The organism is Caballeronia calidae, from assembly GCF_900044055.2.
Classification (GTDB): domain Bacteria; phylum Pseudomonadota; class Gammaproteobacteria; order Burkholderiales; family Burkholderiaceae; genus Caballeronia; species Caballeronia calidae.
Genome location: NZ_FCOX02000001.1, coordinates 96,099 through 122,234, shown reverse-complemented (window position 1 = coordinate 122,234; position 26,136 = coordinate 96,099). Strand labels below are relative to the sequence as shown.

Below are 26,136 nucleotides of genomic sequence, written 5' to 3'. Positions count from 1 at the left end.
CCCCCGCTGTATCCAGTGCTTAATGATTGCGCGTCAGGTACGCATTGAAACCGTGATCGAGATAGGCGTCGATCGGCAGGCTGTCGCTCATCATGGCGGCGTCGATGTCCGCCAGTTCCGCGCGGCGCTCCTGGTCTTCCCAGTAAGCGATGCCCGCCAGCCCGATGACCAGTGCCGCGAGCGGCCACGCGAGGCCGAGGCCGCCGAGCCGCGCGAGCAGGCCCTTCGGGCGCCGGCCCTCGCCTGAATCGCCGGTGGTGAGCGTGGCGTCCGCCCCGGCCAACGCCGGCGTGAAGGCGGGCGCGGCAATGGCCGCGGCCACTTTCTCCGGCTTCTTGCGCGCGATCGCGGCGCGGCGCGCCTCGCGCAGCCGGTCGACGGCGGCAGCCGGAATATTCGACGTGTTTTCGTCCAGCGCGCGCACGACCTTCAGCGCGAACTCGTTTTCCTTCGTTTCAAGAGCGGAACTCATAGCGTGATCCCTTTGGCTTTCAGGGCTTGTGCGAGAGTGTGCGTGGCGCGTGAACAATGCGTTTTCACGCTGCCCTCGGAGCACCCCATCGCGGCGGCCGTCTCGGCGACATCCATGTCTTCCCAGTAACGCATGAGAAACGCTTCCCGTTGACGTGCCGGCAGTTTCTGGATCTCCGCATCGATCAGGTTCAGGACCTGTTCGCGCTCCAGCTTGTTCTCACTGCTTTCGCTGCCGACCGCGCCGTCCTCGGATTCGAAGGTCTCGAGCGGGTCGAATTCGTCGTCGTCCGCGTTGCCGAAGGACGAGAAGAGGCTGACCCAGGTGTTGCGCACCTTCTGGCGACGGAAATAATCGTGCGTCGCGTTCTGAAGGATACGCTGGAAAAGTAGCGGAAGCTCGGACGATGGACGGTCGCCGTACTTCTCCGCCAGCTTGATCATCGCGTCCTGCACGATGTCGAGCGCCGCGTCGTCGTCGCGAACGGTGTACACGGTCTGCTTGAACGCGCGTCTTTCGACGCCCGCCAGAAAGTCGGCGAGTTCCTTGTCTGATGCCATCCGTTGGGGACCCGGCGCAACGAATTTGCGTCGAAAGGGATCGTGAGGTTCGAGGAAAACCTGCGAATCCTAGCAAAGTTTCGCCGCATCCGGACAAATTGAGAGGTTTTGTTGCCACTTGTCGCTTGCGTTCGATGAATTCCTCGTGGGGCAGACAGCATGCGTCTGCACGCGGCTTTTCCCGCCCGACCGTGCCAAAGAAGGCGCTGTCGGTCGTTCGGAAACTTTTTACTTGACCCGCCGCGCACGCCGCTGTTACATTTTCTGACTCGCATCATCCAGTGAAATGTCTGCTTTGAGGCGAGCCCAAGAAGCACGCCTGTCAAACCTAGACGCGCCGCTTGAACCCGAGCCATAAGCCCGGTAGAGAGCACCCGATCAATTTTTTGCCGAAAATTCGAAAGGTGATGAATGAACATGCCTAGCGCGGAATTCTCCACGTCGGATACCACTCCCCCTCACGAAGCCGACTCCATCGGCGGCACCGTGCTCATGCGCGCATTGGCCGATGAAGACGTCGAGTTCATCTGGGGCTATCCCGGCGGCTCGGTACTTTACATCTACGACGAGCTGTATAAGCAGGACCAGATCCAGCACATCCTCGTGCGCCACGAGCAGGCCGCCGTGCACGCCGCCGACGCGTATTCGCGTGCGACCGGCAAGGTGGGCGTGTGTCTCGTGACTTCGGGCCCGGGCGTCACCAATGCCGTCACCGGCATCGCCACGGCCTACATGGATTCGATTCCGCTCGTCGTCATCAGCGGCCAGGTGCCCACCGCGGCCATCGGCCTCGACGCATTCCAGGAATGCGATACCGTCGGCATCACGCGTCCGTGCGTCAAGCACAACTTCCTCGTGAAGGACGTGCGTGATCTCGCCGAAACCGTCAAGAAGGCGTTCTACATTGCGCGCACCGGCCGTCCCGGTCCCGTGCTGATCGACATTCCGAAGGACGTGTCGAAGGCGCCGTGCAAGTACGAGCCGGTCAAGAGCGTGTCGCTGCGTTCGTACAACCCGGTCACGAAAGGCCATTCGGGCCAGATCCGCAAGGCGGTGCAACTGCTGCTTTCCGCGAAGCGCCCGTACATCTACACCGGCGGCGGCATCATTCTCGCGGACGCATCGCGCGAGCTGAACCAGTTCGCCGACCTGCTCGGCTATCCCGTCACGAACACGCTGATGGGCCTCGGCGGCTACCGCGCGTCCGACAAGAAGTTCCTCGGCATGCTCGGCATGCACGGCACGTACGAAGCCAACATGGCGATGCAGAACTGCGACGTGCTGATCGCGATCGGCGCGCGCTTCGACGACCGCGTGATCGGCGATCCGAAGCACTTCGCGTCGTCGCCGCGCAAGATCATCCATATCGACGTCGATCCGTCGTCCATTTCCAAGCGCGTGAAGGTGGATATCCCCATCGTCGGCGACGTGAAGGAAGTGCTGAAGGAACTGATCGAGCAGCTTCAGCACGCGGAGCACGGCCCGGACACGGCCGCGCTCAAGACGTGGTGGGACGAGATCGAAGGCTGGCGCTCGAAGGACTGCCTCGCGTACGACCGCAAGAGCGAGATCATCAAGCCGCAGTACGTCGTCGAAAAGCTCTGGGAGCTCACCGACGGCAACGCGTTCGTCTGCTCGGACGTCGGCCAGCATCAGATGTGGGCGGCGCAGTTCTATCCGTTCAACAAGCCGCGCCGCTGGATCAATTCGGGCGGCCTCGGCACGATGGGCTTCGGCCTGCCGGCGGCGATGGGCGTGAAGATGGCCTATCCGGACGACGAAGTGGTCTGCATCACGGGCGAAGGCTCCATCCAGATGTGCATTCAGGAGCTCTCGACGTGCAAGCAGTACAACACGCCCGTCAAGATCATCTCGCTGAACAACCGCTATCTGGGCATGGTGCGCCAGTGGCAGCAGATCGAGTACAAGAAGCGCTATTCCAGTTCGTACATGGACGCGCTGCCCGACTTCGTGAAGCTGGCCGAGGCGTATGGCCATGTCGGCATTCGTGTCGAAAAGACTGCGGACGTCGAGCCGGCGCTGAAGGAAGCGCTGCGTCTCAAGGATCGCACCGTATTTCTCGACTTCCAGACCGATCCCACCGAAAACGTATTCCCGATGGTGCAAGCCGGTAAAGGCATCACGGAAATGCTGCTCGGGTCTGAGGATCTATAACGCGGGTTTCGAATGCGCGGGTTCGCGCGCGCCTGTCTCCACGAAAGACATGTGCGGCGCGCGGATTCGTTTCGAAGCTCAACTGGATATACATCGGGAATACGAACATGAAACACATCATCTCCGTACTGCTGGAAAACGAACCGGGCGCGTTATCGCGCGTCGTCGGGCTCTTTTCGGCGCGCGGCTATAACATCGAAACGCTGACGGTGGCGCCGACCGAAGACAGCTCGCTGTCGCGGCTGACCATCGTCTCGATTGGCTCGGACGACGTGATCGAACAGATCACGAAGCACCTGAACCGCCTGATCGAGGTGGTGAAAGTGGTCGACCTGACAGAGGGCGCCCACATCGAGCGCGAGCTGATGCTCATCAAGGTAAGGGCGGTCGGCAAGGAACGCGAAGAGATGAAGCGCATGGCGGATATCTTCCGCGGCCGCATCATCGACGTGACCGAGAAGACCTACACGATGGAACTGACGGGCGCGAGCGACAAGCTCGACGCGTTCATTCAGGCGCTCGACGCCACGGCGATTCTCGAAACGGTTCGCACGGGCAGTTCCGGCATCGGCCGGGGCGAGCGGATTCTCAAGGTTTGACGGCGCCTCACCCACTCATTTGCAGCACGTAGCGCAACCATTTATCAGGACTCAAGGAACCACCATGAAAGTTTTCTACGACAAGGACGCCGACCTCTCCCTCATCAAGGGCAAGCAAGTCACCATCATCGGTTATGGCTCGCAAGGCCATGCGCACGCGCTCAACCTGAAGGACAGCGGCGTGAACGTGACGGTCGGCCTGCGTAAGGGCGGCGCATCGTGGAGCAAGGCCGAAAACGCGGGCCTCAAGGTGAAGGAAGTGGCCGAAGCCGTGAAGGGCGCCGACGTCGTCATGATGCTCTTGCCCGACGAGCAGATCGCCGAAGTCTACAAGAACGAAGTGCACGACAACGCCAAGCAGGGCGCAGCCCTCGCGTTCGCGCACGGTTTCAACGTGCACTACGGCCAGGTGATCCCGCGCGCGGATCTGGACGTCATCATGATCGCGCCGAAGGCTCCGGGCCACACCGTGCGCAACACGTACAGCCAGGGCGGCGGCGTGCCGCACCTGATCGCGGTCGCGCAGGACAAGTCGGGCGCGGCGCGCGATGTCGCGCTGTCGTACGCGGCGGCCAACGGCGGCGGCCGTGCGGGCATCATCGAGACGAACTTCCGTGAAGAAACCGAAACCGACCTGTTCGGTGAGCAGGCGGTTCTGTGCGGCGGCACCGTCGACCTGATCAAGGCCGGCTTCGAAACGCTGGTGGAAGCGGGCTACGCGCCGGAAATGGCGTACTTCGAGTGCCTGCACGAGCTGAAGCTGATCGTCGACCTGATCTACGAAGGCGGCATCGCCAACATGAACTACTCGATCTCGAACAACGCCGAGTACGGCGAGTACGTGACGGGTCCGCGCATCGTCACGGAAGAGACGAAGAAGGCGATGAAGGCCGTGCTGAAGGACATCCAGACCGGCGAATACGCGAAGAGCTTCATCATCGAGAACCGCGCCGGCGCGCCGACGCTGCAATCGCGCCGCCGTCTGACGGCCGAGCATCAGATCGAGCAGGTCGGCGAGAAGCTGCGCGCGATGATGCCGTGGATCGCGAAGAACAAGCTCGTCGACCAGTCGAAGAACTAAGCTCGCTTGCGTGAGTCGTTTCACGCTTCTTGCTTGTAGAAAAGCCGCCCGGATGCCCTGTGCGCCGGGCGGCTTTTGCTATCCTACGGTTTTTAAAAATCACAGAACCCGTTCATGAACTATCCTCATCCGATCATTGCCCGCGAAGGCTGGCCGTTCATCGCCATCGCGGCTGTCGTCGCCATCCTCGTGCAAGCGATGGGCGGCTTCGGCTTTGCCTGGATCCTCTGGCTGATCGTGATTTTCGTCGTCCAGTTCTTCCGCGATCCCGCGCGCCCGATCCCGACCCAGCCCAACGCGGTGCTGTGTCCGGCGGATGGCCGCATCGTCGCGGTCGAAACCGCGCACGATCCGTACGTGGGCCGCGAAGCGCTGAAGATCAGCGTGTTCATGAACGTGTTCAACGTGCACTCGCAGCGCTCGCCGGTGGACGGCGTCATCTCGAAGGTTCAGTACTTCCCGGGCGCGTATCTCAATGCCGCGGTCGACAAGGCGTCCACCGAGAATGAGCGCAACGCCATCGTGTTGCAGACGGCGGGCGGGCAGACCGTGACGTCGGTGCAGATCGCCGGCCTGATCGCGCGGCGCATTCTCTGCTACGTGCACAACGGCGAGCCGCTGACGCGCGGCCAGCGCTACGGCTTCATCCGCTTCGGCTCGCGTGTCGACGTGTACCTGCCGGTGGGCAGCCGCCCGCGCGTGTCGATCGGCGAGAAGGTTTCGGCTTCGTCGACGATCCTGGCCGAGTTCGCGGAATAACGCGGAGGACGCGATGGCGGCATTCAAACCGCGCCGTAACCGCGCGAACGCGACGACGCCCCGCGCGTTCCGCCGCAACAAGGCCGCGCAGGACGTCGGCGCCGTGGAGACTCGGCGCGCGAAGCGGCAGCAGTTTCTCAGGAAGCGCGGCATTTATCTGCTGCCCAATGCGTTCACCACGGCCGCGTTGTTCTGCGGTTTCTTCGCCGTCGTTCAGGCGATGAACGTGCGCTTCGAGATCGCGGCCATCGCCATTTTCGTCGCGATGGTGCTCGACGGCATGGATGGCCGCGTCGCGCGCATGACGCACACGCAGAGCGCGTTCGGCGAGCAGTTCGACAGCCTCTCGGACATGGTGTCGTTCGGCGTCGCGCCGGCGCTCGTGATGTACGAATGGGTGCTGAAAGACCTCGGCCGATGGGGCTGGCTCGCGGCATTCGTCTATTGTTCGGGCGCGGCGCTGCGGCTCGCGCGTTTCAATACGAATGTCGGCGTCGTGGACAAGCGCTACTTCCAGGGTCTGCCTTCGCCGGCCGCGGCGGCGCTGATCGCCGGTTTCGTCTGGCTCGCGACCGATAACCGCGTGCCGCTCAAGCTCGTCTGGCTGCCGTGGGTTGCGTTCGCGCTAACGATCTATGCGGGCGTGACGATGGTCTCGAACGCGCCTTTCTACAGCGGCAAGGCGCTCGATGTGCGCTATCGCGTGCCGTTCGCGGGCGTGCTGCTGATCGTGGTGGCGTTCGTGCTGGTGTCGTCGGATCCGCCGGTGATGCTGTTCTGCCTGTTCGTGCTGTACGGCTTCTCGGGCTATGTCTGGTGGGCGTATATGGCGATACGCGGCAGGCCGAATCCGGCGCGCAGTTCGCAGCGGGATCATTGAATCGAGCGCGTGTAAAAAAGGCGGCAACCGTAAGGTTCGCCGCCTTTTTGCTTTCTCGGACTGATCGGTCAGCCTGAAACCAGCGTGCCGTTCTGAATATGCACGCGCTGGCCTTGCTGGAACGGCGGCGGATTCTTGTACGTAAAGGTGCGCGTCTTGCCGCTTTCCAACCGCACGCGCACTGAGTAATCGGTTTCGCTGCGAATGTGCTTCTCGACCGAATTGCCGGCCAGACCGCCGCCGAGTGCGCCGAGCAGGGTCATCGCGGTACGTCCTCCGCCGCTTCCGAACTGATTGCCGACGACACCGCCCGCCACCGCGCCGCCGACCGCGCCGATGCCCGTGCCGTGGCCTTCATGCTTGACGGCGGAGATCGCCTCGACTGTGCCGCAGGTCGAGCAGTATGCGGGATGCTGCGGTGGCTGCTGGGCATACGATGGTTGCGCGGGCTGCGGTTGCGCCGGAGGTTGTTGTGCCTGCTGCTGGGCCGCTTGTTGCGCGGCGGCTTGTTGCTGAGCCGCCTGCTGTTGAGCCGCTTGCTGCTGAGCCGCCTGCTGTTGAGCCGCCGTCGGCTGCGCCGGACTCGGCGCGGCAGAATCCACGACGGGCTGCTGCGCGACCGCGGCCGTCTGCGTCTGGGGATTCTGGGCTGAATTGCTCGATGCCTTCGGGAACAGTCCCGTCATCGCCGCTGTGGCCGCGAGGCTCGCGACGATGACCGCGCCCGCAGCCGTCGCGATGAGTGGATGCAGACGCCGCTGCTGCGGCTGTCCGCCGCCGGAAGAGGGCGATGTGCTGAGCTTGCTGGTTCCGTTATCCATTTTTGAACCTCCGTTTCGAGGCGAACTGCCGCTACGACCGATGCCTTCTGTCACAACCCATTTTCGGGGAACCACGGATTTTTAGCTTTTTCGGCTTGTAACAATTTCGCGGACACGGCGTGCTCTGACAGAAGCATGTCGGGTGCCAAGCGCCCAAAGCACGCGGCGACCGGACACGGGGCGCCAATCACCCTTGAAACATTTACCAGCGGTTACAACAAACATCGCTCAGACGAAAAAAAAGCGCGCCCCGCAGGGCGCGCTTTGCCGTCACGCGAACAACGCGAAAAATCAGTCTTCGCGGCGCAGATGCGGGAACAGAATGACGTCGCGGATGCTCGGGCTGTCGGTGAGCAACATCACCAGACGGTCGATGCCGATGCCGCAACCGCCCGTCGGCGGCATGCCGTATTCGAGCGCGCGGATATAGTCGGCGTCGAAGTACATCGCTTCCTCGTCGCCGGCGTCTTTCTGATCGACCTGCTTCTGGAAACGCGCGGCCTGATCTTCCGGATCGTTCAGCTCCGAGAAGCCGTTCGCGATTTCGCGACCCGTGATGAACAACTCGAAGCGCTCCGTGATGCCCGGCACCGAATCCGACGCCCGCGCGAGCGGCGACACTTCGATCGGATAGTCGACGATATATGTCGGCTCCCACAATTGCGATTCCGCTGTCTCTTCGAACAACGCGAGCTGCAGCGAACCGAGGCCCGCGTTCAGGAAAGCGGGCTGCGTCGTGTCGACGCCGAACTTCTTCAGTTCCGTGCGCAGGAACGCGGCGTCCGACAACTGCGCGTCCGTGTACTGCGGCGCGAACTTTTGAATGGCCTGATTGATCGTCAGACGATGGAACGGCTTCGCGAGATCCAGTTCACGGCCCTGATACGTGATGGTCGCGGTGCCGAGCGCATCGATCGCGGCCTGGCGGATCAACTGCTCGGTGAAGTCCATCAGCCATTGATAATCGGTGTACGCGGCGTAGAACTCCATCATCGTGAATTCCGGGTTGTGGCGCGGCGACACGCCTTCGTTCCGGAAATTGCGATTGATCTCGAACACGCGCTCGAAGCCGCCGACGATCAGCCGCTTGAGATAAAGCTCAGGCGCGATGCGCAGGAACATCTGCATGTCGAGCGCGTTGTGATGCGTCGTGAAAGGCTTGGCCGCCGCGCCGCCCGGAATCGGATGCAGCATCGGCGTTTCGACTTCCATGAACTCCGACTTCGCCATGAAATTGCGGATCGACGTGACGGCCTTCGTGCGCGCCATGAACGTCTTGCGCGATTCCGGCGTGACGATCAGATCGACGTAGCGCTGGCGATAGCGCGTTTCCTGATCGGCGAGGCCGTGGAACTTGTCCGGCAGCGGACGCAGCGCCTTCGACAGAAGACGCAATTCCGTGCAGCGCACCGACAGCTCGCCCTTGTTCGTGCGGAACAGCACGCCCTTCGCGGCGACGATGTCGCCCAGGTCCCACTTCTTGAACGCATCGTAGGTTTCGGCGCCCACGTCGGCGGGCGTCACGAAGAACTGGATCTGGCCGCTGCCGTCCTGAACCGTCGCGAAGCTCGCCTTGCCCATCACGCGCTTCAACATCATCCGGCCGGCGATCGCGACGGGCAGGGGATTCGCTTCGAGCGCGTCTTTATCCGTCTCGGCGTATTCGCTTTGCAGCGTGGACGCCTGATGCGTCGGGCGGAAATCGTTCGGATAGGCGACGCCTTGCTCACGCAGCGCGCGCAGCTTGTCGCGGCGCTCGGCGATGATCTGGTTCTCTTCCAGTTCGGGAGCGGCGCCCGGTTGAGTCGGTTCGGTCATGATGATTCTTGGCTTGTGATACAGGCAGATGCGCGTTGGGATGAAACGAAAAACGCGGATACCGAAGCCGATACCCGCGTTGGCGGTTAAACGCCCTGTTTCAGGCTCGCGCTGATGAAGTCGTCGAGGTCGCCGTCGAGCACGGCGCGCGTGTTGCTCATTTCCACGTTGGTGCGCAGATCCTTCACGCGGCTCTGGTCGAGCACGTAGGAACGGATCTGGTGGCCCCAGCCCACGTCGGTCTTGCTCGATTCGAGCTTGTCCTGTTCGGCCTGGCGCTTGCGCATCTCGAATTCGTAGAGACGCGCCTTGAGCATCTGCATGGCTTCCGCGCGGTTGCGGTGCTGCGAGCGGTCGTTCTGGCACTGCACGACGATGCCGGTAGGCGCGTGCGTGAGACGCACGGCGGAGTCCGTCTTGTTGATGTGCTGGCCGCCCGCGCCCGATGCGCGATACGTGTCCGTGCGGATATCGGCGGGATTGATCTCGATTTCGATCGAATCGTCGATTTCCGGATACACGAACACCGACGAGAACGACGTATGCCGCCCGCCCGACGAATCGAACGGCGACTTGCGCACGAGCCGGTGAATGCCGGTTTCGGTGCGCAGATAGCCGTACGCGTATTCGCCTTCCACCTTGATGGTCGCGCTCTTGATGCCCGCGACGTCGCCTTCGGACTCTTCGAGGACTTCGGTCTTGAAGCCCTTGCGTTCGCAGTAGCGCAGGTATTGACGCAGCAGCATCGACGCCCAGTCGCACGCTTCGGTGCCGCCCGCGCCCGCCTGAATGTCGATGAAGCAGTTGTTCGGGTCGGCCGGGTTCGCGAACATCCGGCGGAATTCCATGTCCTCGACGCGCGCCTTCAACGCATCGGCGTCGGCTTCGGACGCGACGAGCGTGTCCTCGTCGTTTTCGTCGCGCGCCATGTCGAACAGTTCGTTCGCGTCGCGCAGATCGTTGTCGAGGGCGGTCAGCGTGGACACCACGCCGTCGAGCAGCTTCTTTTCACGACCGAGCGCCTGGGCGTTCTTCGAGTCGTTCCAGACGTTCGGATCTTCGAGTTCCTTGTTGACTTCGGCTAGACGCGCGGACTTGGCGTCGTAGTCAAAGATACCCCCGTAGCTCGCCCGCGCGGCGGCGCAGGTCGGCCAGAAGGCTTTCGATCGCGTTGAGACGTTCCGCTTCCATTGTCGATCTTCGGCTTCGTAAAAAGATGAAATTATAGCCGATCGACCGGGTTTCCCCGCCTTTGCCGGTGCGCGGGAGACGCGTTCAGCCCGCGTGCTCGACGATCAGTTGCACCCGCGCGACGCCGTTCCAGGAATCGCTGACGAGCCGGTACGCGACGGTCGCGCGCGGCGGCAGCGGATCGACGTGGTTGAACCAGATCGCGTTGAAGCGCTGGCGCCCGCGCAACAGCGACAGCTTCAGATGCTTGTCCTTGACGAGCGCCTGCGAAGCAATTTCGAACTCGCCGGAGAAGGTCGGCGCCGGAAAGCCCTGGCCCCACACGGCGGCGTCCAGCATCTCGACGAATTGCGGCGTGAAGTAGGCGTCTTCGAGCTCGCCGTCGGTTTCGATCGTGCGCGACAGCGCCTCGGCCGTCAGCCATTCGCGGCCGATCGCTTCGAACGCTTCCGTAAAGCGCGGGATATCGGCGGTGGCGATCGTCAGGCCCGCGGCCATCGCGTGGCCGCCGAACTTGTGGATGAGGCCGGGTTCGCGCTTGCTGATGAGATCGACCGCGTCGCGCAGATGGAAGCCGGGAATCGAGCGGCCCGAGCCCTTGCAGAGCGTGCCGCTGTCGTCGGCGTGCGCGAATGTGAACGACGGCCGGTGAAACCGCTCCTTCAGCCGCCCCGCGACGATGCCGATCACGCCCTGGTGCCAGCTCGGATCGAAGAGCGTGAGCGTCGCACGTTCGCCGCAATCGAAAGTCTGCAATTCGGCGAGCGCCTGCTGCTGCATGCCCGCTTCGATCTCGCGGCGTTCGCGGTTCATCGAATCGAGCTGCTGCGCGAGTTCCCACGCGCGGCCGACATCGTCGGTGGTCAGACACTCGATGCCGAGCGACATGTCCGACAGCCGTCCCGCCGCGTTCAGGCGCGGGCCGAGCGCGAAGCCGAGGTCGAAGCCGGACGCGGTGCGCGCATCGCGGCCGGCGGTACGGAAGAGGGCGGCGATGCCCGGCTGCATGCGCCCCGCGCGAATCCGCTTCAAACCCTGCGCGACGAGAATGCGGTTGTTGCAGTCGAGCTTCACCACATCGGCGACGGTGCCGAGCGCGACGAGATCGAGCAGGCCGTCGAGACGCGGCTCGGGACGCGCATCGTCATACGCACCGCGACGGCGCAACTCGGCGCGCAACGCGAGCAGCACGTAGAACATCACGCCCACGCCCGCGATGCACTTGCTCGGAAACTCGCAACCCGGCTGATTCGGATTGACGATCGCGCGCGCGGCGGGCAGCTCGTCGCCCGGCAGGTGATGATCGGTGACGAGCACGTCGACGCCGAGCGCATTCGCCGCCGCGACGCCATCCACGCTGGCGATGCCGTTATCGACCGTGATGAGCAGATCGGGCAGGCCGGACTTCGAGCGCGCGGCCAGCTCGACGATCTCCGGCGTCAGGCCATAGCCGTATTCGAAGCGGTTCGGCACGAGATAGTCGATCGTCGCGCCGAACATGCGCAGCCCGCGCACGGCCACGGCGCACGCGGTGGCGCCGTCGCAGTCGTAGTCCGCGACGACGAGCATGCGCTTGCCCGCCGCGAGCGCATCGGCGAGCACGACGGCGGCATCGTCGCAGCCTTTGAGGCCGGCGGGCGCGTGCAGGCGCTTGAACTCGGTTTCGACTTCATCGGGCGAACTCACGCCGCGCGACGCGTAAAGACGCGCGATGACGGGATGCAGGCCGTGACGCATCAGCGCTTCGGTGTCGGCGGGAGAGGAGGCGCGCGTAACGATTCGCGTCATTGCAGGGTGTGCCTTATTCGATGAAAAGCGACGCGATCGGCCGGCGCCGCCAGAATTTGCGCAAATCGGCGCGCGTGACGGACAGCGTGACCGAGCCGGTATCGCCGCAGAGCGTGAGGCTCAGGCGGCCGAGCGAGCCATCGGTGAGCGCTTGCAGCGCGGGGGCGAACCATGCGCCTTCGAGCTCCTGCAGCGATGCGTTCCAGCGCATCCAGTCCTGCTCGATGAACGGCGCGGAGAACGGATTCAGCTCGACGAGCGTCGTGCCTTGCGCGTCGTCTTTCGCGAGCGAGGCGAACGACTCCGGCGACATCGACGGCGCAACGCCCGCCGCGAGCGCGAGGCCGCGCGTGGCGGCGGCGTCGGACATCACGCGTACGAACGGGCTTTTCACGGGCCGCAGCTTGCCTTGCCCGTGCAGCCAGATAGAGTTGATCGCGGGCAGCCCGCGCGATTCGCGCGCGAGGTTCAGCGGATGCTCGAACCATGCCATCTGCACTTCGTTCTGCAGCTTCATCCACGCGCGCGAACGCTCGCCGGTGCGGGCTTCGTGCGGCAGCCAGATTTCGATGTTGCGTCCCGTCGCGCGCAACGGCGATGCGCCCGCGAGCGCGCCGAGCGCTTCGCCCGACACATACCAGCGCAGCGGCGTCGGCGCCTGCAGTGCGACGCCCAGATCTTCGATCACGGGCCGCGCGGTTCCGAAGAGCGCGCGCGCTTCTTCCGTGTGCACGCCGAGCGTGTCGGGATCGATCAGCACCAGATGATCGTGCGCGATCCGGACATGAACCGGCTCGATGCAGGCCCAGAGCGCATCGCCGGGTGTGCCGCCATCGGCGAGCAGCATGAAGGGTGCGAGCGGAGCGTCGTCGGCGTAGCGTTGATCGGCGGGCGTGACCGCGCCGAAGCTTCGCGCGATCCAGCGTTCGTGCGGCAGCGTGCGCTGAAAATCCTCGCCGACGACGCGCTCCGCGAGCGTCGCGCGGGCGAGCAGCTTGTCGAGCGCCGCGCTCTCCAGTCCGTGCAGGGCGGTGGCGGCGTCCGCGGCCGAAGGCAGGGCGAACGGCAACAGGAGATGGAGGTGGTGAACGTGCATGATGGTCGGCATTGTAGGCCAAAGCGCATCGACCGATGCGCGGCCATGCGGTGACGGCGCGGACGTGTCTGCCTTGCCGTCGCGGGTCGAAATTTTGAGCCAGGCGCGTGCGGCCACGTAGAATGGCGCCTCCTCAAAATTGAAAGCATTCGTTCCGATGCGGACATCCGATATACCCGCGTCGCGGTCGTCATGGATGGCGAGACTGAAGTCCGCCGATCTGAACTCATCGCGCACGCGTGCCCTGGCACTCGCTCTCGTGCCGGTGTTCTTCGGCCTGTATTCCCTGTGGCTCGGCGCGGACGCAAACTGGGATCTCTACAACTATCACCTGTACAACCCGTTCGCGTGGCTCAACGGCAAGCTGTCGATCGACTTCGCGCCCGCGGGCATGCAGTCGTACTTCAATCCGATGCTCGACGTCGGGCTGTACTGGCTGAATACGCATCTGCCTTCGCGCGTCGTCGGCTTCGCGATGGGCGCGCTGCATGGCCTCGTGTTCGTGCTCCTGTTCCACGTGGCGCGGCATGCGGTGCCAAATCGAACGGCGGAGGACGCGAATCGCGTGCCGCTGCTGCTCGCGCTCGCGGGCTGCCTGAGCGGCAGCTTCCTGACCGGCCTCGGCAACTCGATGGGCGACGATACGACCGCGCTCTTCAGTCTCGCGAGCCTGCTCGTGCTGCTTGCGAACTGGGAGACGCTGTCATCGGTGCGCGTGCGAAGCTGGCTCGTCGTTGCAGGCAGCGGCGTCCTGTGCGGGCTCGGCGTCGGTTTCAAGCTCACCAATGCAATCTTCGCCGTGGCGCTGTGCGCGGCCCTCATGTGGTATCCCGCATCGCTTGCCGCGCGCGTGCGGCTCGCCTTTGTCTTCGGCATCGGCGCGCTGGCCGGATTCGCCGTGACGGGCGGCTATTGGCTGTTCCACATGTGGCAGTTGTACGGCAACCCGTTCTTCCCGCTCTTCGCGAAGTGGTTCCCCGATCCGCTGACCGTGCCGATCGCCGGCGACGTGCGCTGGCTGCCGCGCAACGTGGTCGAAACCGCGCTGTGGCCATTCGTGTTCGCCGCCGACCCGAAGCGTGTCGGCGAAGTGCCGGTGCGGCAGATCGTGTGGCCGATCCTTTATGCGCTGTTCTGGATCTGGGTCGCGGCGCGCGTCGTCGCGAAGTTCCGCGGGCGCGGTATGGCGCCCCTCGACACGCGGGCGCGTTTCGTCGTCGTCTATGTCGCGCTCGGCTATCTCGCGTGGATGAAAGGCTTCAGCATCTACCGATACATCGTCGCCGTCGAAGTGCTCACGCCGATCGTCATGTTCGTGCTGCTCCAGCGGCTCTTCGAGTATCGGCTGGCGCGGCGCGCGGCGTTCTGGCTCATCGGCGGTGCGGTCGCGGTGACGGTCGGCGGCGGCGTGCGCAACTGGGGCCATGAGGGCTGGGCGGACCCGCTCTATCACGCGGAGCTTCCGGTGTTGTCCGAGCCCGCGCGCACGACGGCCATCATCTACAGTTCGAGCACCGCGTGGTCCTGGCTCGCGACGCGCTTTCCCGTCGAAGTCGCGTTCACGCAGATCGACAGCAGTTTTCCGCGCGGTCCGGCCTTCGAGGAACGCGTGCGCGAGACGGTGCGCTCGCGCGGCGGCCCCGCATTCGCGCTCATCGACGGAAGCTACAACGGGCGAATCGAGACCGTCGCGCGCACGAATGCGTTTCTCGACCGGCTCGGTGTAACGTCGGGCGCGCGGGGCTGCGGCGCGCTGCGCTGGGCCGTGGATCATCTGCGCCTGCGCGCGAGCTATCACGACGAAGCCGCCGGTTCCAAACGCTGCCGCCTCGATCTGCGCGCCGACGACGTGCGCGACGTCGATGCCGAAAACCGCTTTCTGGCCGAGCGAGCAGCGCCCGCGTTCGAGCGCAATGGCTTCGTGCTCGATACGGCGTCGTGCGAGCGCTATCGCTCCGGCATCGGGGCGGGCGTTTCCGTCTACCAGTGGTGCCGCGTGAGCCTGCGCTGAGACGATCGGAGGCCGTCCGCAAGGCACGCGTTTCGGCGTCGCGTAACGTCTCGCTCCCGCCATATATGGCAAACTTTCGCAAATTTCACGCTCGGGCGTGGGACGTCGGCCCGCTACGCCGCCGTCGCCATGCATCGGCGCCGCGCCGCGGTGCATTCACGCAATGCCGGCGACATCGGGCAAAGCGACAACCGCCGCGCCACCGGGGCACATCAACGCTGAACCAGCAGCAGAAAGGAATCGCTTGAAACTTCCGTACGAATGGCAGATAGGCTGGCGTTACACACGCGCCAGCAAACGCACGACAGGCAACGGCTTCATCTCCTTCATCGCGCTCGTGTCGATGGCGGGCATCGCGCTCGGCGTCGCCGCGCTGATCGTCGTGCTGTCGGTCATGAACGGCTTCCAGAAGGAAGTGCGCGACCGCATGCTCTCGGTGCTCGCGCACGTCGAAATTTTCTCGCCGACCGGCTCCATGCCCAACTGGCAACTGACCGCGCAGGAAGCGCGCCGCAATCCGGAAGTGACCGGCGCGGCACCGTATGTCGAAGCGCAGGCATTGCTCACGCGCCAGGGCGCGGTGAGCGGCGTCGCGCTGCGCGGCGTGGAACCGACGCTCGAGCCGGAGGTATCGGACATCGGCAAGGAAATGCGCGCGGGCAAGCTCACGGACCTCAGGCCGGGCGAATTCGGCATCGTGCTCGGCAAGGATCTCGCGGCCAATCTCGGCGTGATGGACGGCGACAAGATCACGCTCGTCGCGCCCGAAGGCACCATCACGCCGGCCGGGATGATGCCGCGCCTCAAGCAGTTCACGGTGGTCGGCATCTTCGAGTCGGGACACTACGAGTACGACTCGACGCTCGCGCTCATCTCGATCCGCGATGCCGAAGCGCTCTTCCGCCTGCCCGCGCCGACCGGCGTGCGCCTGCGCCTGAAGGACATGCAGCGCGCGCCCGAAGTCGCGCGCCAGCTCGCGCGCACGCTCTCGGGCGATCTCTACATCCGCGACTGGACGCAGCAGAACAAGACCTGGTTCTCCGCCGTGCAGATCGAAAAGCGCATGATGTTCATCATCCTCACGCTGATCATCGCGGTGGCGGCGTTCAATCTGGTGTCGTCGCTCGTGATGACGGTCACCGACAAGCAGGCCGATATCGCCATCCTGCGCACGCTCGGCGCGCAACCCGGCTCGATCATGAAAATCTTCGTCGTGCAGGGCGTGACGATCGGCTTCATCGGCACGGCGCTCGGCGTCACGCTCGGCTGTCTCATCGCGTGGAGCATTCCGTGGCTCGTGCCGATGATCGAGCATCTCTTCAACGTGCAGTTCCTGCCGTCTTCGGTGTACTTCATCAGCGAGCTGCCGTCCGAGCTCGTGCCGGGCGATGTCGCGAAGATCGGCGTCATCGCATTCCTGTTGTCGTCGCTCGCGACGCTCTATCCGAGCTGGCGCGGCGCGAAGGTTCGTCCGGCGGAGGCGCTGCGCTATGAGTGATCTGATTCCCGCCAACAATGTCGTGCTGCACGCATCCGCGATTTCGAAGACCTTCGTGCAGGGCGGCTTCAACGTGCAGGTGCTCAACAACGCGCAACTCGAAGTGATGAAGGGCGAGAAGCTCGCGATCGTCGGCGCGTCGGGTTCGGGCAAGAGCACGCTTCTGCACGTGCTCGGCGGCCTCGACGAGCCGAGCGCCGGCAAGGTCTCGCTGCTCGGCAAGCCGTTCACCGAGCTGAAGGAGAAGGAGCGCAACGAGCTGCGCAACCGCGCGCTCGGCTTCGTGTATCAGTTCCATCATCTGCTGCCGGAATTCACGGCGCTCGATAACGTGGCGATGCCGCTGCGCATCCGCCGCATGTCGGAAGACGACGCGCGCAAGGAGGCACAGCAGATGCTCGAACGCGTGGGCATCGGGCATCGCGCGAAGCATCGGCCGGGCGCGCTGTCGGGCGGCGAGCGGCAGCGCGTGGCGATCGCGCGCGCGCTCGTCACGCGTCCGGCGTGCGTGCTGGCCGACGAACCCACCGGCAATCTCGACGGCGGCACGGCCGATACCGTCTTCAACCTGATGCTGGAGTTGTCGCAGACGCTCGAAACGAGCTTCGTGATCGTCACGCACGATCCCGATCTCGCCGCGCGCTGCGACCGTATCATGCGCCTGCGCGACGGCGTGCTGCACGAAGAGCCGGTCGTGCCGGTCTGACGTTTCGCGAGGCGCGGAGGCCGCCATGTGGATCGATACGCACTGTCATCTCGATGCCGGAGAATTCGACGCCGACCGCGACGCCGTCGCCGCTGCGGCGCTCGGCGCGGGCGTCACGCGCATCGTGATTCCGGGCGTCGATCGCGGCAACTTCGGCACGGTGCGCGCGCTCGCGCATCGCGTCACGGGCGGCGCGTATGCGCTCGGCATTCATCCGCTCTTCACGCCGGGCGCGCACGAAGACGATCTGCGTGTGCTGCGCGATGAAATCGAGGCGAGTCTCGACGATCCGCTTTTCGTCGGCATCGGCGAGATCGGGCTCGATTACTTCGTGCCGACGCTCGACGATGCGCGCCAGCAGTTCTTCTATAACGAACAGCTGAAGCTCGCGCGGGAATTCGATCTGCCGGTCATTTGTCATGTGCGCAAGTCGCAGGACAAGGTGCTGAAGGGCCTGCGCGTGCACGATATCCACGGCGGCATCGCGCATGCGTTCAACGGCAGTTTTCAGCAGGCCGAGGCGTTCATCGCGCAGGGCATGCATCTCGGCTTCGGCGGCAATCTGACCTTCGAGCGCGCGCTGCAGATTCGCCGTCTCGCGACCGAACTGCCGCTCGACGCGATCGTGCTCGAAACCGATGCACCCGACATCGCGCCTTCGTGGCTCTACAAGCGGCGCAACACGCCGGATCAGGTCGCGGCCATCGCGAAGGTGCTCGCGCAGTTGCGCGGCATCGATGAAAACGCGCTTTCCCTAGGCACAATGGCCAACGCTCACGCAGCGCTCCCACGGCTCGCGCTCGCCTCTTCATAATCGTTTCAGTCAACGCATCGTTGGTTCCGGACGCCGTTCCGGACGCATGCGTTCGCCGTGACGAAGAACGAAGAGGAAGAAGTGCGGGCGATTCTGCTGGGATTTGCGTTGGGCGTCTGGTGGTTGCAGCAGCAGGCTCGCTTGCCGGATTCGATCGGGTGGACGGCGTGTGTCGCTTCGTTTCTCTTCGCGATGACGCTCGGCGCGATGAAGCCGCGCGTGCGCATCGCGAGCTTCGCGATCGCGGCTTGCGCGTTCGGCTTCGCGTATGCCGCGATACGCGCCGACGTGCGGCTGCGCGAGCAATTGCCCGTCGAATACGAGCAGCGCGATATCGAACTGACCGGTTTCGTGCACGGGCTGCCGCAGCAACAGCCCGATGGCACGCGCTTTCTCTTCGAAGTGCAAACGAACGGCGCGGGCCTGCGTGACTTTCCGCGCCTCGTGCGACTGGTCTGGATGTCGCCGGATCACGCGAAGCTTCGGGCCGGTGAGCGATGGACGTTGAGCGCGCGTCTGAAGCGCGCGCACGCGAACGCGAACTTCGGCTTGCGCGATGCCGAAGCAAGCTTGCTCGAAAGCGGGATCCGCGCGACGGGCAACGTATCGACCGCGCGCATGCCGCGTCGTCTGAGGCCCGATGCAACCGGCCCGCGTCTGACGATCGATCGTCTGCGCGCCCGCGCGCGCGATCGCATCGAAAGCGTTCTGGGCGATGCGCCGCATCGCGGGATCATCGTCGCGCTCGCGGTGGGCGCGCAGGACGCCGTCAGCGACGCCGACTGGACCGTCATGCGCGCGACCGGCACGAGCCATCTGGTCGCGATATCGGGCTTGCATATCGGCTTCGTCGCGGGACTGGCGGCGTTGATCGTCGGCTTCGCATGGAAGCGCATTCGCGTGCGGGGCGTGAGCGCGCCGCTGATCGCGGCGGCGCCGAAAGTGGCGGCGGCCGGCGCGGCCGCGTTCGCCGCGTGCTACGCCGCGCTCGCCGGATTCAACGTGCCCGCGCAGCGCACGCTCTGGATGCTGCTGATCGTCGCGGTCGCGTTTCTGTGCGGGCGGCGGCCAGCGTCGTCGCTCGTGCTTTTGTGGGCGCTCGCGTTCGTGCTGATCGCCGATCCGTGGGCGGTGACGTCGCCGGGATTCTGGCTGTCGTTCTGCGCGGTGGCGGCGATCCTGCATGCGATCGCGTCGGCGGGCCGGGTCGAATCGCGGGCGCAGGCGCAGGATCACGATGATATCGATCAATGGGATCGCGTCGACCCGAGCGAAGTCGGGGGGCGTCCCGAGCCTTCGAGAAAGCGCAGGCCGCTCGCGTTCATCGCGCGGTTCGTCGGTCGCGCGCGGCGTCACATCGCGTCGAGCGTGCGCGTGCAGTACGCGGTGACGATCGCGCTCGCGCCGCTCACCGTCTACTGGTTCTCGCAGATTCCGCTCTTCGGCCCGCTCGCGAATGCGTTCGCGATTCCGTGGATCAGCGTGCTCGTTACGCCCGCGACACTCGCCGGGTTCATGCTTCCCGCACCGCTCGACGCACCGATGCTCCACGCCGCGCATGCCGCGCTGTCCGTGCTCTGCGACATGCTCGCGCGCCTCGCCGATGCCGCGTCGTCGCCGCTCTGGTATCTGCCTCGGCCCGATGCGTTCGCGCTCGCCGCATCGTGCATCGGCATCGCGTGGGCGCTCGCGCCGCGCGGCTGGCCGTTGCGCTTCGCCGCGCCGCTGACCTGGCTGCCGCTTCTCGCGCCCGCCGCGCATCCCGCGCCCGAAGGTGCGTTTCGCGTGACCGCCCTCGATATCGGTCAGGGTTCGGCGCTCGTCGTCGAGACCGCGCGGCATACGCTGCTCTTCGACGCCGGTCCCGGCCCGGAATCGACGCATGCGGGCGAGCGCATCGTGGTGCCGTATCTGCGGGCCGCGGGCGTGCATGCGCTCGATGCGCTCGTGATCAGCCATTCCGATTCGGATCACGCGGGCGGCGCGCCGGCCGTGCTGCAGTCGATCGCCGTGCGGCAGTTGCTCGCGTCGTTGCCGGCGAACGACGCGCTCTGGTCCGGCGCACGCTCGCGCGGCGCGCAAACGCTGCGTTGCGCGGCCGGGCAGCGCTGGACGTGGGACGGCGTCGAGTTCCGCATGCTGTGGCCCGAGCCCGGCCCGCTTTCAGGCAAGCCGAACCATCAGTCGTGCGTGCTGAAGGTGACGAGCGCGGCGGGGCGCGCGGCGCTGTTCGCGGCGGATATCGAAGCCGACGTCGAAAGAACGCTGATCGCGCATGAAGGCGCCGCCTTGCGCGCCGACGTGCTGATCGTGCCGCATCACGGCAGCCGGACCTCGTCGATCGAGCCTTTCCTCGATTCCGTCGGGCCGTTCGCGGCGATATTTCAGGTAGGCTATCGCAACCGCTTTCATCATCCGCATCCGACTGTCTTCGCGCGGTATCGGATGCGCGATATCGTTCTCTCGCGCAGCGACGAAGACGGCGCGGCACGCAGCGAAATCGGTTCGCAGATCACGTTCGAGCGCTACCGGCAAAGCCACGCGCGCTACTGGATGGCGCGCTAAAAAAACAGAGACACGCTTGAAAGACATCATCCATTTCTCGCACGCGAACGGCTTTCCGGCGTCGACGTATCGCACGATTTTCTCGGAGCTCGCCGACGATTACGAGATTCGCAGCATCGAGCGCATCGGTCATGACGCGCGCTTTCCGGTCACGCGCGACTGGCCGTATCTCGTCGATCAACTCATCGACGATATGAGCCGCTATCGCCGCGACGCCGATGAAGGGCATCCGAAAGTGTGGCTCGTCGGGCATTCGCTCGGCGGCTATCTGTCGATGATGGCGGCGCTGAAACGTCCGCGGTGGGTGAAAGGCGTCGTGATGCTCGATTCGCCGGTGATCGCGGGCTGGAAGAGCAGCCTGTTGCGCGTCACGCAATGGACCGGGCTGGACGAGCGGCTGTCGCCCGCCGCCGCGACGAAGAAGCGCCGCACGCAATGGGCGAGCCGCGAGGAGGCATGGCGGCATTTCCTGGCGAAGCCCGCGTTCGCGCGCTGGGACGCGCGCATGCTCGCAGACTATATCGACTTCGGCATTCCGCAGACTCAAGCGAACGGCGCCCGCACGCTCGCATTCGACCGGCACATCGAGTATCTGATCTACCGCACGCTGCCGCACACGCTCGGCGCGCGGCTCGCGCACGGCGCGCCGGTGCCGGTCGGCTTCATCGCGGGGACGCATTCGCGTGAAGTGCGGCAGGTCGGACTCGGCATGACGCGGCGCATCGCGGGCGAGTATTTCGAATGGATGGAAGGCAGCCATCTCTTTCCGATGGAGCGTCCGGTCGACACCGCGCGTGCAGTGCAGCGCCTGCTTAAGGCGATGCGGGCATCCCTCTGACGGCTCGTCAAAAGGGCGCGAGCACGCCTCCGGGGCTTGACGAATGCGTGACGAAATGATCCGCGCGAACGGCATGAAAATGGGCGTATTTGCAGTCAACTCCCGGCTCGCGCGCGCTTCGTGGGAACCTGCCTTTACGGTATAATCCGTTTTTCCCGCGAGCATCTAGCGATGACCAAATATGTATTCGTCACCGGCGGCGTAGTTTCGTCCCTTGGCAAGGGTATTGCCGCCGCCTCCCTCGCCGCGATCCTCGAATCGCGCGGTCTCAAAGTCACTCTCCTCAAGCTCGATCCCTACATCAACGTCGACCCCGGCACGATGAGCCCGTTCCAGCACGGGGAAGTGTTCGTGACGGAAGACGGCGCGGAGACCGACCTCGACCTCGGCCACTACGAGCGCTTCATCAGCACGAAGATGCGCAAGGCCAACAATTTCACCACCGGCCAGATCTACGAATCGGTGATCCGCAAGGAACGCCGCGGCGAGTATCTCGGCAAGACGGTGCAGGTCATTCCGCACATCACCAACGAAATCCAGGCGTTCGTCGAGCGCGGCGCGGCCGCGGCCACGTGCGGCCAGCCGGATGTCGCGATCGTCGAGATCGGCGGCACGGTGGGTGACATCGAATCGCTGCCGTTCCTCGAAGCCGCACGTCAGATGAGTCTGCGCATGGGCCGCAACAGCGCGTGCTTCGTGCACCTGACGCTCGTGCCGTTCATCGCGACCGCGGGCGAGCTGAAGACGAAGCCCACGCAGCACAGCGTGCAGAAGCTGCGCGAAATCGGTATCTATCCGAACGTGCTCCTGTGCCGCGCGGACCGTCCGATCCCCGACGACGAGCGCCAGAAGATTTCGCTCTTCTCGAACGTGCAGGAAGACGCGGTCATCTCCGTGTGGGACGCGGACAGCATCTACAAGATTCCGCAGATGCTCAACGACCAGCATCTCGACGACATCATCTGCGAAGAGCTTAAGCTCTCGCCGCCGCCGGCCGATCTGAAAATGTGGTCGGACCTCGTGCAGAAGCTCGAGAATCCGAAGAGCGAAGTGACCATCGGCATGGTCGGCAAGTATGTCGAACTGACGGAGTCGTACAAGTCGCTGATCGAAGCGCTGCGTCACGCGGCCATTCATACGTCGACGAAGGTCAACATCGAGTACATCGATTCGGAGCAGATCGACGCCGAAGGCACCGACGCGCTGAAGCACCTCGACGCCGTGCTGGTGCCGGGCGGTTTCGGCCGTCGCGGCACGGAAGGCAAGATCAAGGCGATCCGCTATGCGCGTGAATCGAAGACGCCGTATCTCGGCATCTGCCTCGGCATGCAGCTCGCGGTGATCGAGTTCGCACGCGATGTCGCCGGTCTGGCAGACGCGAACAGTACCGAGTTCGATCAGGACACGAAGAACCCGGTCGTCGCGCTCATCACCGAGTGGTACGACCGCGCAGGCCGCATCGAAAAGCGCAACGAAGAGTCGGATCTCGGCGGCACCATGCGCCTCGGTTCGCAGAAGTGCCCGATCAAGCCCGGCACGATGGCCGAGCGCATCTACGGCACCGATGTGAACGAGCGTCATCGTCACCGTTATGAAGTCAATAACCGTTTCGTGCCCCAACTCGAGGCGGGCGGGCTTATCATCAGCGCCCGTACCCCGAGCGAGGATCTGCCCGAGATGATGGAGTTGCCGCAGTCGTTGCACCCGTGGTTCGTCGGCGTGCAGTTCCACCCCGAATTCACCTCGACGCCGCGCGACGGGCATCCGCTCTTCAAGGCGTTCGTCGAAGCGGCGCGCGGGCACGCCGAGGCAGGCGGCGCGAAGGCGCCGGTCCGCGCAGCAGCTACCGCAGGAGCACAAGCATGAAGCTGTGTCACTTCGAAGCGGGTCTCGACAAGCCGTTCTTTCTGATCGCCGGTACGTGCGTGGTCGAGTCGGAGCAGATGACAATCGACGTCGCCGGGCGCCTCAAGGAAATCACCTCGAAGCTCGGCGTGCCGTTCATCTACAAGTCGTCGTTCGACAAGGCGAACCGCAGCTCGGGCAAGTCGTTTCGCGGTCCCGGCATGGACGAAGGGCTGCGCATTCTCGGCGAAGTGAAGAAGCAACTCGGCGTGCCGGTTCTCACCGACGTGCACACGGAAGAAGAAATCGAAGCGGTCGCATCGGTCGTCGACGTGCTGCAGACGCCCGCGTTCCTGTGCCGTCAGACCGACTTCATCCACGCGTGCGCGCGCTCGGGCAAGCCCGTCAACATCAAGAAGGGCCAGTTCCTCGCGCCGCACGACATGACGAACGTGATCGACAAGGCGCGCGACGCGGCGCGTGAAGCGGGTCTGTCGGAAGACCGCTTCATGGCGTGCGAGCGTGGTGTGTCGTTCGGCTATAACAATCTCGTGTCCGACATGCGTTCGCTCGCGATCATGCGCGAAACCAACGCGCCCGTCGTGTTCGATGCAACCCACTCGGTGCAGTTGCCGGGCGGGCAGGGCACGAGTTCGGGCGGTCAGCGCGAGTTCGTGCCGGTGCTGGCGCGCGCGGCGGTCGCGACGGGCGTGGCCGGTCTCTTCATGGAGACGCATCCGGACCCGGCCTGCGCGAAGTCGGACGGCCCGAACGCGGTGCCGCTGCATCACATGGAAGCGTTGCTCACGACGCTCATCACGATCGATCGCGCGGTGAAGAGCGGCGCGTTCCTCGAGAACGATTTCAGCTGAGCATCGGCAGAAAAAGCAGCAAACGGCAGCAAAAAGTAACGAGAAGCAGCAAGACACGGGCGTCCTGATCGGCGCCCGCGTCGCGAAGGTCACCTGGAGTGACCGGAGCAACGGCGGAGCGTGCAACGCATCAGGGCGATACCCGCGATCAGCGGGACCAACGCCCGCTCCCCACGAAAGCGATGCGGATCGGATTCGATTCGCGATGAGGGCGGCATCTGCGCCAGGTCGCGATGAATCGCCGATCCCGATATGACCGCTCGCTGCGCCGGAGCTGAACCCGGCGGTCATCGAAAGGTCTGAGCGAAGCCAGTGAAGCGCGCGCCGATGGGTGTATCGAAGTGTAAAAACACGCGGCGCGCTTCGTTGTGACTGACAGAATTCATCGTCATTTCTTGAGGAAACCATGAGTGCTATCGTAGATATCATCGGACGCGAGATTCTCGATTCGCGAGGCAATCCGACCGTCGAATGCGACGTGTTGCTCGAATCGGGCACGATGGGCCGCGCCGCGGTGCCGTCGGGTGCGTCCACCGGTTCGCGCGAAGCCATCGAACTGCGCGACGACGAAGCCGGCCGCTACAACGGCAAAGGCGTGCTGAAGGCCGTCGAACACATCAACACCGAGATCTCCGAAGCCATCATGGGCCTCGACGCCTCGGAACAGGCTTTCCTCGACAAGACCCTGCTCGAGCTCGACGGCACCGACAACAAGTCGCGCCTCGGCGCGAACGCGATGCTGGCCGTGTCGATGGCGGTCGCCAAGGCCGCGGCTGAAGAAGCCGGCCTGCCGCTCTACCGCTACTTCGGCGGCTCGGGCGCGATGCAGCTTCCCGTGCCGATGATGAACATCGTCAACGGCGGCGCGCACGCGAACAACAGCCTGGACATCCAGGAATTCATGATCGTGCCGGTGAGCCAGCCGACCTTCCGCGAAGCGTTGCGCTGCGGCGCCGAAGTGTTCCATGCGCTGAAGAAGATTCTGGCCGAGCGCGGCATGAGCACGGCGGTGGGCGACGAAGGCGGCTTCGCGCCGAACTTCGGCAGCAACGACGAGTGCCTGTCGACCATCCTGCAAGCCATCGAGAAGGCCGGCTACCGCGCGGGTGAAGACGTGCTGCTCGCGCTCGACTGCGCGGCGAGCGAGTTCTACCACGATGGCAAGTACCAGCTCGCGGGCGAAGGCCTGCAACTGTCGTCGGCGGAATTCACGGATTATCTGGCCACGCTGGCCGACAAGTTCCCGATCGTTTCGATCGAGGACGGCATGCACGAGTCCGACTGGGAAGGCTGGAAGCTGCTCACCGACAAGCTCGGCAAGAAGATCCAGCTCGTCGGCGACGATCTCTTCGTCACCAACACGCGCATCCTGAAGGAAGGCATCGAGAAGGGCATCGCGAACTCGATCCTCATCAAGATCAACCAGATCGGCACGCTGACGGAAACCTTCGCGGCGATCGAAATGGCCAAGCGCGCGGGCTACACCGCCGTCATCTCGCACCGCTCGGGCGAAACGGAAGATTCGACCATCGCGGATATTGCGGTCGGCCTGAATGCCGGTCAGATCAAGACGGGTTCGCTGTCGCGCAGCGATCGCATCTCGAAGTACAACCAGCTGCTGCGCATCGAGGAAGATCTCGGCGATATCGCCAGCTACCCGGGCAAGTCGGCGTTCTATAACTTGCGCTAAAGCTTTTGCCGCTTTAGTCGATAAGACGCTTAGTGGTCTTTGATGCGTCATCTTTGA

Annotated in this window: 21 protein-coding genes; 14 read left to right on the top strand and 7 right to left on the bottom strand. The window is 64.5% G+C overall.

Going from position 1 to position 26,136, the window contains the following annotated elements; all coding sequences use genetic code 11:
* Positions 1 to 19 precede the first annotated feature (19 nt).
* Both AWB78_RS00585 and AWB78_RS00580 read right to left on the bottom strand, forming a co-directional pair.
* Positions 20 to 472, bottom strand: coding sequence for a DUF3619 family protein (locus AWB78_RS00585; RefSeq protein WP_062601412.1), 453 nt, complete (start codon positions 470 to 472; stop codon positions 20 to 22).
* Positions 469 to 1,032, bottom strand: a complete 564-nt coding sequence (locus tag AWB78_RS00580; protein ID WP_062601411.1) for an RNA polymerase sigma factor — start codon at positions 1,030 to 1,032, stop codon at positions 469 to 471. The genes AWB78_RS00585 and AWB78_RS00580 overlap by 4 nt, the downstream gene beginning before the upstream one ends.
* A gap of 411 nt (positions 1,033 to 1,443) precedes the next feature.
* On the opposite strand from AWB78_RS00580, the gene AWB78_RS00575 reads away from it, so the two are divergent.
* From AWB78_RS00575 to pssA, 5 genes are all read left to right on the top strand, one after another.
* On the top strand, positions 1,444 to 3,207 hold the full coding sequence (locus AWB78_RS00575; protein ID WP_062601410.1) for an acetolactate synthase 3 catalytic subunit: 1,764 nt from the start codon (positions 1,444 to 1,446) through the stop codon (positions 3,205 to 3,207).
* A gap of 107 nt (positions 3,208 to 3,314) precedes the next feature.
* Positions 3,315 to 3,806, top strand: a complete 492-nt coding sequence (gene ilvN / locus AWB78_RS00570) for an acetolactate synthase small subunit (RefSeq protein ID WP_008341906.1) — start codon at positions 3,315 to 3,317, stop codon at positions 3,804 to 3,806.
* 64 nt (positions 3,807 to 3,870) lie between these two features.
* Entirely contained in the window at positions 3,871 to 4,887 is a 1,017-nt protein-coding gene (gene ilvC / locus AWB78_RS00565; protein WP_062601409.1) for a ketol-acid reductoisomerase, read from the top strand.
* A gap of 114 nt (positions 4,888 to 5,001) precedes the next feature.
* Positions 5,002 to 5,646: a phosphatidylserine decarboxylase gene (locus tag AWB78_RS00560; RefSeq protein WP_062601408.1), complete on the top strand. Its 645-nt coding sequence runs from the start codon at positions 5,002 to 5,004 to the stop codon at positions 5,644 to 5,646.
* A 13-nt stretch (positions 5,647 to 5,659) separates the two neighbouring features.
* Positions 5,660 to 6,526, top strand: a complete 867-nt coding sequence (pssA, locus tag AWB78_RS00555; protein ID WP_062601407.1) for a CDP-diacylglycerol--serine O-phosphatidyltransferase — start codon at positions 5,660 to 5,662, stop codon at positions 6,524 to 6,526.
* A 68-nt stretch (positions 6,527 to 6,594) separates the two neighbouring features.
* Here pssA and AWB78_RS00550 read toward each other — a convergent pair whose 3' ends face one another.
* The 5 genes from AWB78_RS00550 to AWB78_RS00525 form a co-directional block, all read right to left on the bottom strand.
* The gene (locus tag AWB78_RS00550; RefSeq protein ID WP_062601406.1) at positions 6,595 to 7,347 is read right to left on the bottom strand and encodes a glycine zipper 2TM domain-containing protein; all 753 of its coding nucleotides are present in this window, start codon (positions 7,345 to 7,347) and stop codon (positions 6,595 to 6,597) included.
* 291 nt (positions 7,348 to 7,638) lie between these two features.
* On the bottom strand, positions 7,639 to 9,165 hold the full coding sequence (lysS, locus tag AWB78_RS00545) for a lysine--tRNA ligase (RefSeq protein ID WP_062601405.1): 1,527 nt from the start codon (positions 9,163 to 9,165) through the stop codon (positions 7,639 to 7,641).
* A gap of 86 nt (positions 9,166 to 9,251) precedes the next feature.
* A protein-coding gene (prfB, locus tag AWB78_RS00540) for a peptide chain release factor 2 (protein WP_096031725.1) occupies positions 9,252 to 10,356 on the bottom strand; the annotation gives its coding sequence in 2 pieces (ribosomal slippage) (positions 9,252 to 10,274 and positions 10,276 to 10,356; 1,104 coding nt in all).
* 84 nt (positions 10,357 to 10,440) lie between these two features.
* Positions 10,441 to 12,144, bottom strand: a complete 1,704-nt coding sequence (recJ, locus tag AWB78_RS00530; RefSeq protein WP_062601403.1) for a single-stranded-DNA-specific exonuclease RecJ — start codon at positions 12,142 to 12,144, stop codon at positions 10,441 to 10,443.
* 13 nt (positions 12,145 to 12,157) lie between these two features.
* On the bottom strand, positions 12,158 to 13,252 hold the full coding sequence (locus AWB78_RS00525; RefSeq protein ID WP_062601733.1) for a hypothetical protein: 1,095 nt from the start codon (positions 13,250 to 13,252) through the stop codon (positions 12,158 to 12,160).
* 184 nt (positions 13,253 to 13,436) lie between these two features.
* Here AWB78_RS00525 and AWB78_RS00520 point away from each other — a divergent pair, with 184 nt between their 5' ends.
* The 9 genes from AWB78_RS00520 to eno all read left to right on the top strand — a co-directional run bounded on the left by AWB78_RS00520 (position 13,437) and on the right by eno (position 26,079).
* On the top strand, positions 13,437 to 15,251 hold the full coding sequence (locus AWB78_RS00520; protein ID WP_232477579.1) for a hypothetical protein: 1,815 nt from the start codon (positions 13,437 to 13,439) through the stop codon (positions 15,249 to 15,251).
* A gap of 244 nt (positions 15,252 to 15,495) precedes the next feature.
* Positions 15,496 to 16,749 (top strand): lipoprotein-releasing ABC transporter permease subunit, encoded by a 1,254-nt coding sequence (locus tag AWB78_RS00515; RefSeq protein ID WP_062601402.1) that lies wholly within the window; start codon positions 15,496 to 15,498, stop codon positions 16,747 to 16,749.
* Positions 16,742 to 17,455: a lipoprotein-releasing ABC transporter ATP-binding protein LolD gene (gene lolD, locus AWB78_RS00510; protein ID WP_062601401.1), complete on the top strand. Its 714-nt coding sequence runs from the start codon at positions 16,742 to 16,744 to the stop codon at positions 17,453 to 17,455. The genes AWB78_RS00515 and lolD overlap by 8 nt, the downstream gene beginning before the upstream one ends.
* 25 nt (positions 17,456 to 17,480) lie before the next feature.
* The gene (locus tag AWB78_RS00505) at positions 17,481 to 18,269 is read left to right on the top strand and encodes a TatD family hydrolase (protein ID WP_062601400.1); all 789 of its coding nucleotides are present in this window, start codon (positions 17,481 to 17,483) and stop codon (positions 18,267 to 18,269) included.
* Between the two features lie 81 nt (positions 18,270 to 18,350).
* Complete coding sequence (locus tag AWB78_RS00500; RefSeq protein ID WP_062601729.1) at positions 18,351 to 20,834, top strand: ComEC/Rec2 family competence protein; 2,484 nt, start codon at positions 18,351 to 18,353, stop codon at positions 20,832 to 20,834.
* Between the two features lie 16 nt (positions 20,835 to 20,850).
* Positions 20,851 to 21,672 carry an alpha/beta fold hydrolase gene (locus tag AWB78_RS00495; RefSeq protein WP_062601399.1) on the top strand — a complete coding sequence of 274 codons (822 nt, stop codon included), beginning with the start codon at positions 20,851 to 20,853 and terminating at the stop codon, positions 21,670 to 21,672.
* A 171-nt stretch (positions 21,673 to 21,843) separates the two neighbouring features.
* Complete coding sequence (gene pyrG / locus AWB78_RS00490; RefSeq protein ID WP_062601398.1) at positions 21,844 to 23,538, top strand: CTP synthase; 1,695 nt, start codon at positions 21,844 to 21,846, stop codon at positions 23,536 to 23,538.
* Positions 23,535 to 24,389, top strand: coding sequence for a 3-deoxy-8-phosphooctulonate synthase (kdsA, locus tag AWB78_RS00485; protein ID WP_062601397.1), 855 nt, complete (start codon positions 23,535 to 23,537; stop codon positions 24,387 to 24,389). Before pyrG ends, kdsA begins: the two co-directional genes overlap by 4 nt.
* Before the next feature lie 406 nt (positions 24,390 to 24,795).
* On the top strand, positions 24,796 to 26,079 hold the full coding sequence (gene eno, locus AWB78_RS00480) for a phosphopyruvate hydratase (protein ID WP_014191822.1): 1,284 nt from the start codon (positions 24,796 to 24,798) through the stop codon (positions 26,077 to 26,079).
* Positions 26,080 to 26,136: the final 57 nt, after the last annotated feature.

What these genes read in the sequence shown, in the direction of transcription:
- AWB78_RS00585 (WP_062601412.1), bottom strand. Translation starts at nt 472, where the DNA reads ATGAGTTCCGCTCTTGAAACGAAGGAAAACGAGTTCGCGCTGAAGGTC.
- AWB78_RS00580 (WP_062601411.1), bottom strand. Translation starts at nt 1,032, where the DNA reads ATGGCATCAGACAAGGAACTCGCCGACTTTCTGGCGGGCGTCGAAAGA.
- AWB78_RS00575 (WP_062601410.1), top strand. Translation starts at nt 1,444, where the DNA reads ATGAACATGCCTAGCGCGGAATTCTCCACGTCGGATACCACTCCCCCT.
- ilvN (WP_008341906.1), top strand. Translation starts at nt 3,315, where the DNA reads ATGAAACACATCATCTCCGTACTGCTGGAAAACGAACCGGGCGCGTTA.
- ilvC (WP_062601409.1), top strand. Translation starts at nt 3,871, where the DNA reads ATGAAAGTTTTCTACGACAAGGACGCCGACCTCTCCCTCATCAAGGGC.
- AWB78_RS00560 (WP_062601408.1), top strand. Translation starts at nt 5,002, where the DNA reads ATGAACTATCCTCATCCGATCATTGCCCGCGAAGGCTGGCCGTTCATC.
- pssA (WP_062601407.1), top strand. Translation starts at nt 5,660, where the DNA reads ATGGCGGCATTCAAACCGCGCCGTAACCGCGCGAACGCGACGACGCCC.
- AWB78_RS00550 (WP_062601406.1), bottom strand. Translation starts at nt 7,347, where the DNA reads ATGGATAACGGAACCAGCAAGCTCAGCACATCGCCCTCTTCCGGCGGC.
- lysS (WP_062601405.1), bottom strand. Translation starts at nt 9,165, where the DNA reads ATGACCGAACCGACTCAACCGGGCGCCGCTCCCGAACTGGAAGAGAAC.
- recJ (WP_062601403.1), bottom strand. Translation starts at nt 12,144, where the DNA reads ATGACGCGAATCGTTACGCGCGCCTCCTCTCCCGCCGACACCGAAGCG.
- AWB78_RS00525 (WP_062601733.1), bottom strand. Translation starts at nt 13,252, where the DNA reads ATGCCGACCATCATGCACGTTCACCACCTCCATCTCCTGTTGCCGTTC.
- AWB78_RS00520 (WP_232477579.1), top strand. Translation starts at nt 13,437, where the DNA reads ATGGCGAGACTGAAGTCCGCCGATCTGAACTCATCGCGCACGCGTGCC.
- lolD (WP_062601401.1), top strand. Translation starts at nt 16,742, where the DNA reads ATGAGTGATCTGATTCCCGCCAACAATGTCGTGCTGCACGCATCCGCG.
- AWB78_RS00505 (WP_062601400.1), top strand. Translation starts at nt 17,481, where the DNA reads ATGTGGATCGATACGCACTGTCATCTCGATGCCGGAGAATTCGACGCC.
- pyrG (WP_062601398.1), top strand. Translation starts at nt 21,844, where the DNA reads ATGACCAAATATGTATTCGTCACCGGCGGCGTAGTTTCGTCCCTTGGC.
- kdsA (WP_062601397.1), top strand. Translation starts at nt 23,535, where the DNA reads ATGAAGCTGTGTCACTTCGAAGCGGGTCTCGACAAGCCGTTCTTTCTG.
- eno (WP_014191822.1), top strand. Translation starts at nt 24,796, where the DNA reads ATGAGTGCTATCGTAGATATCATCGGACGCGAGATTCTCGATTCGCGA.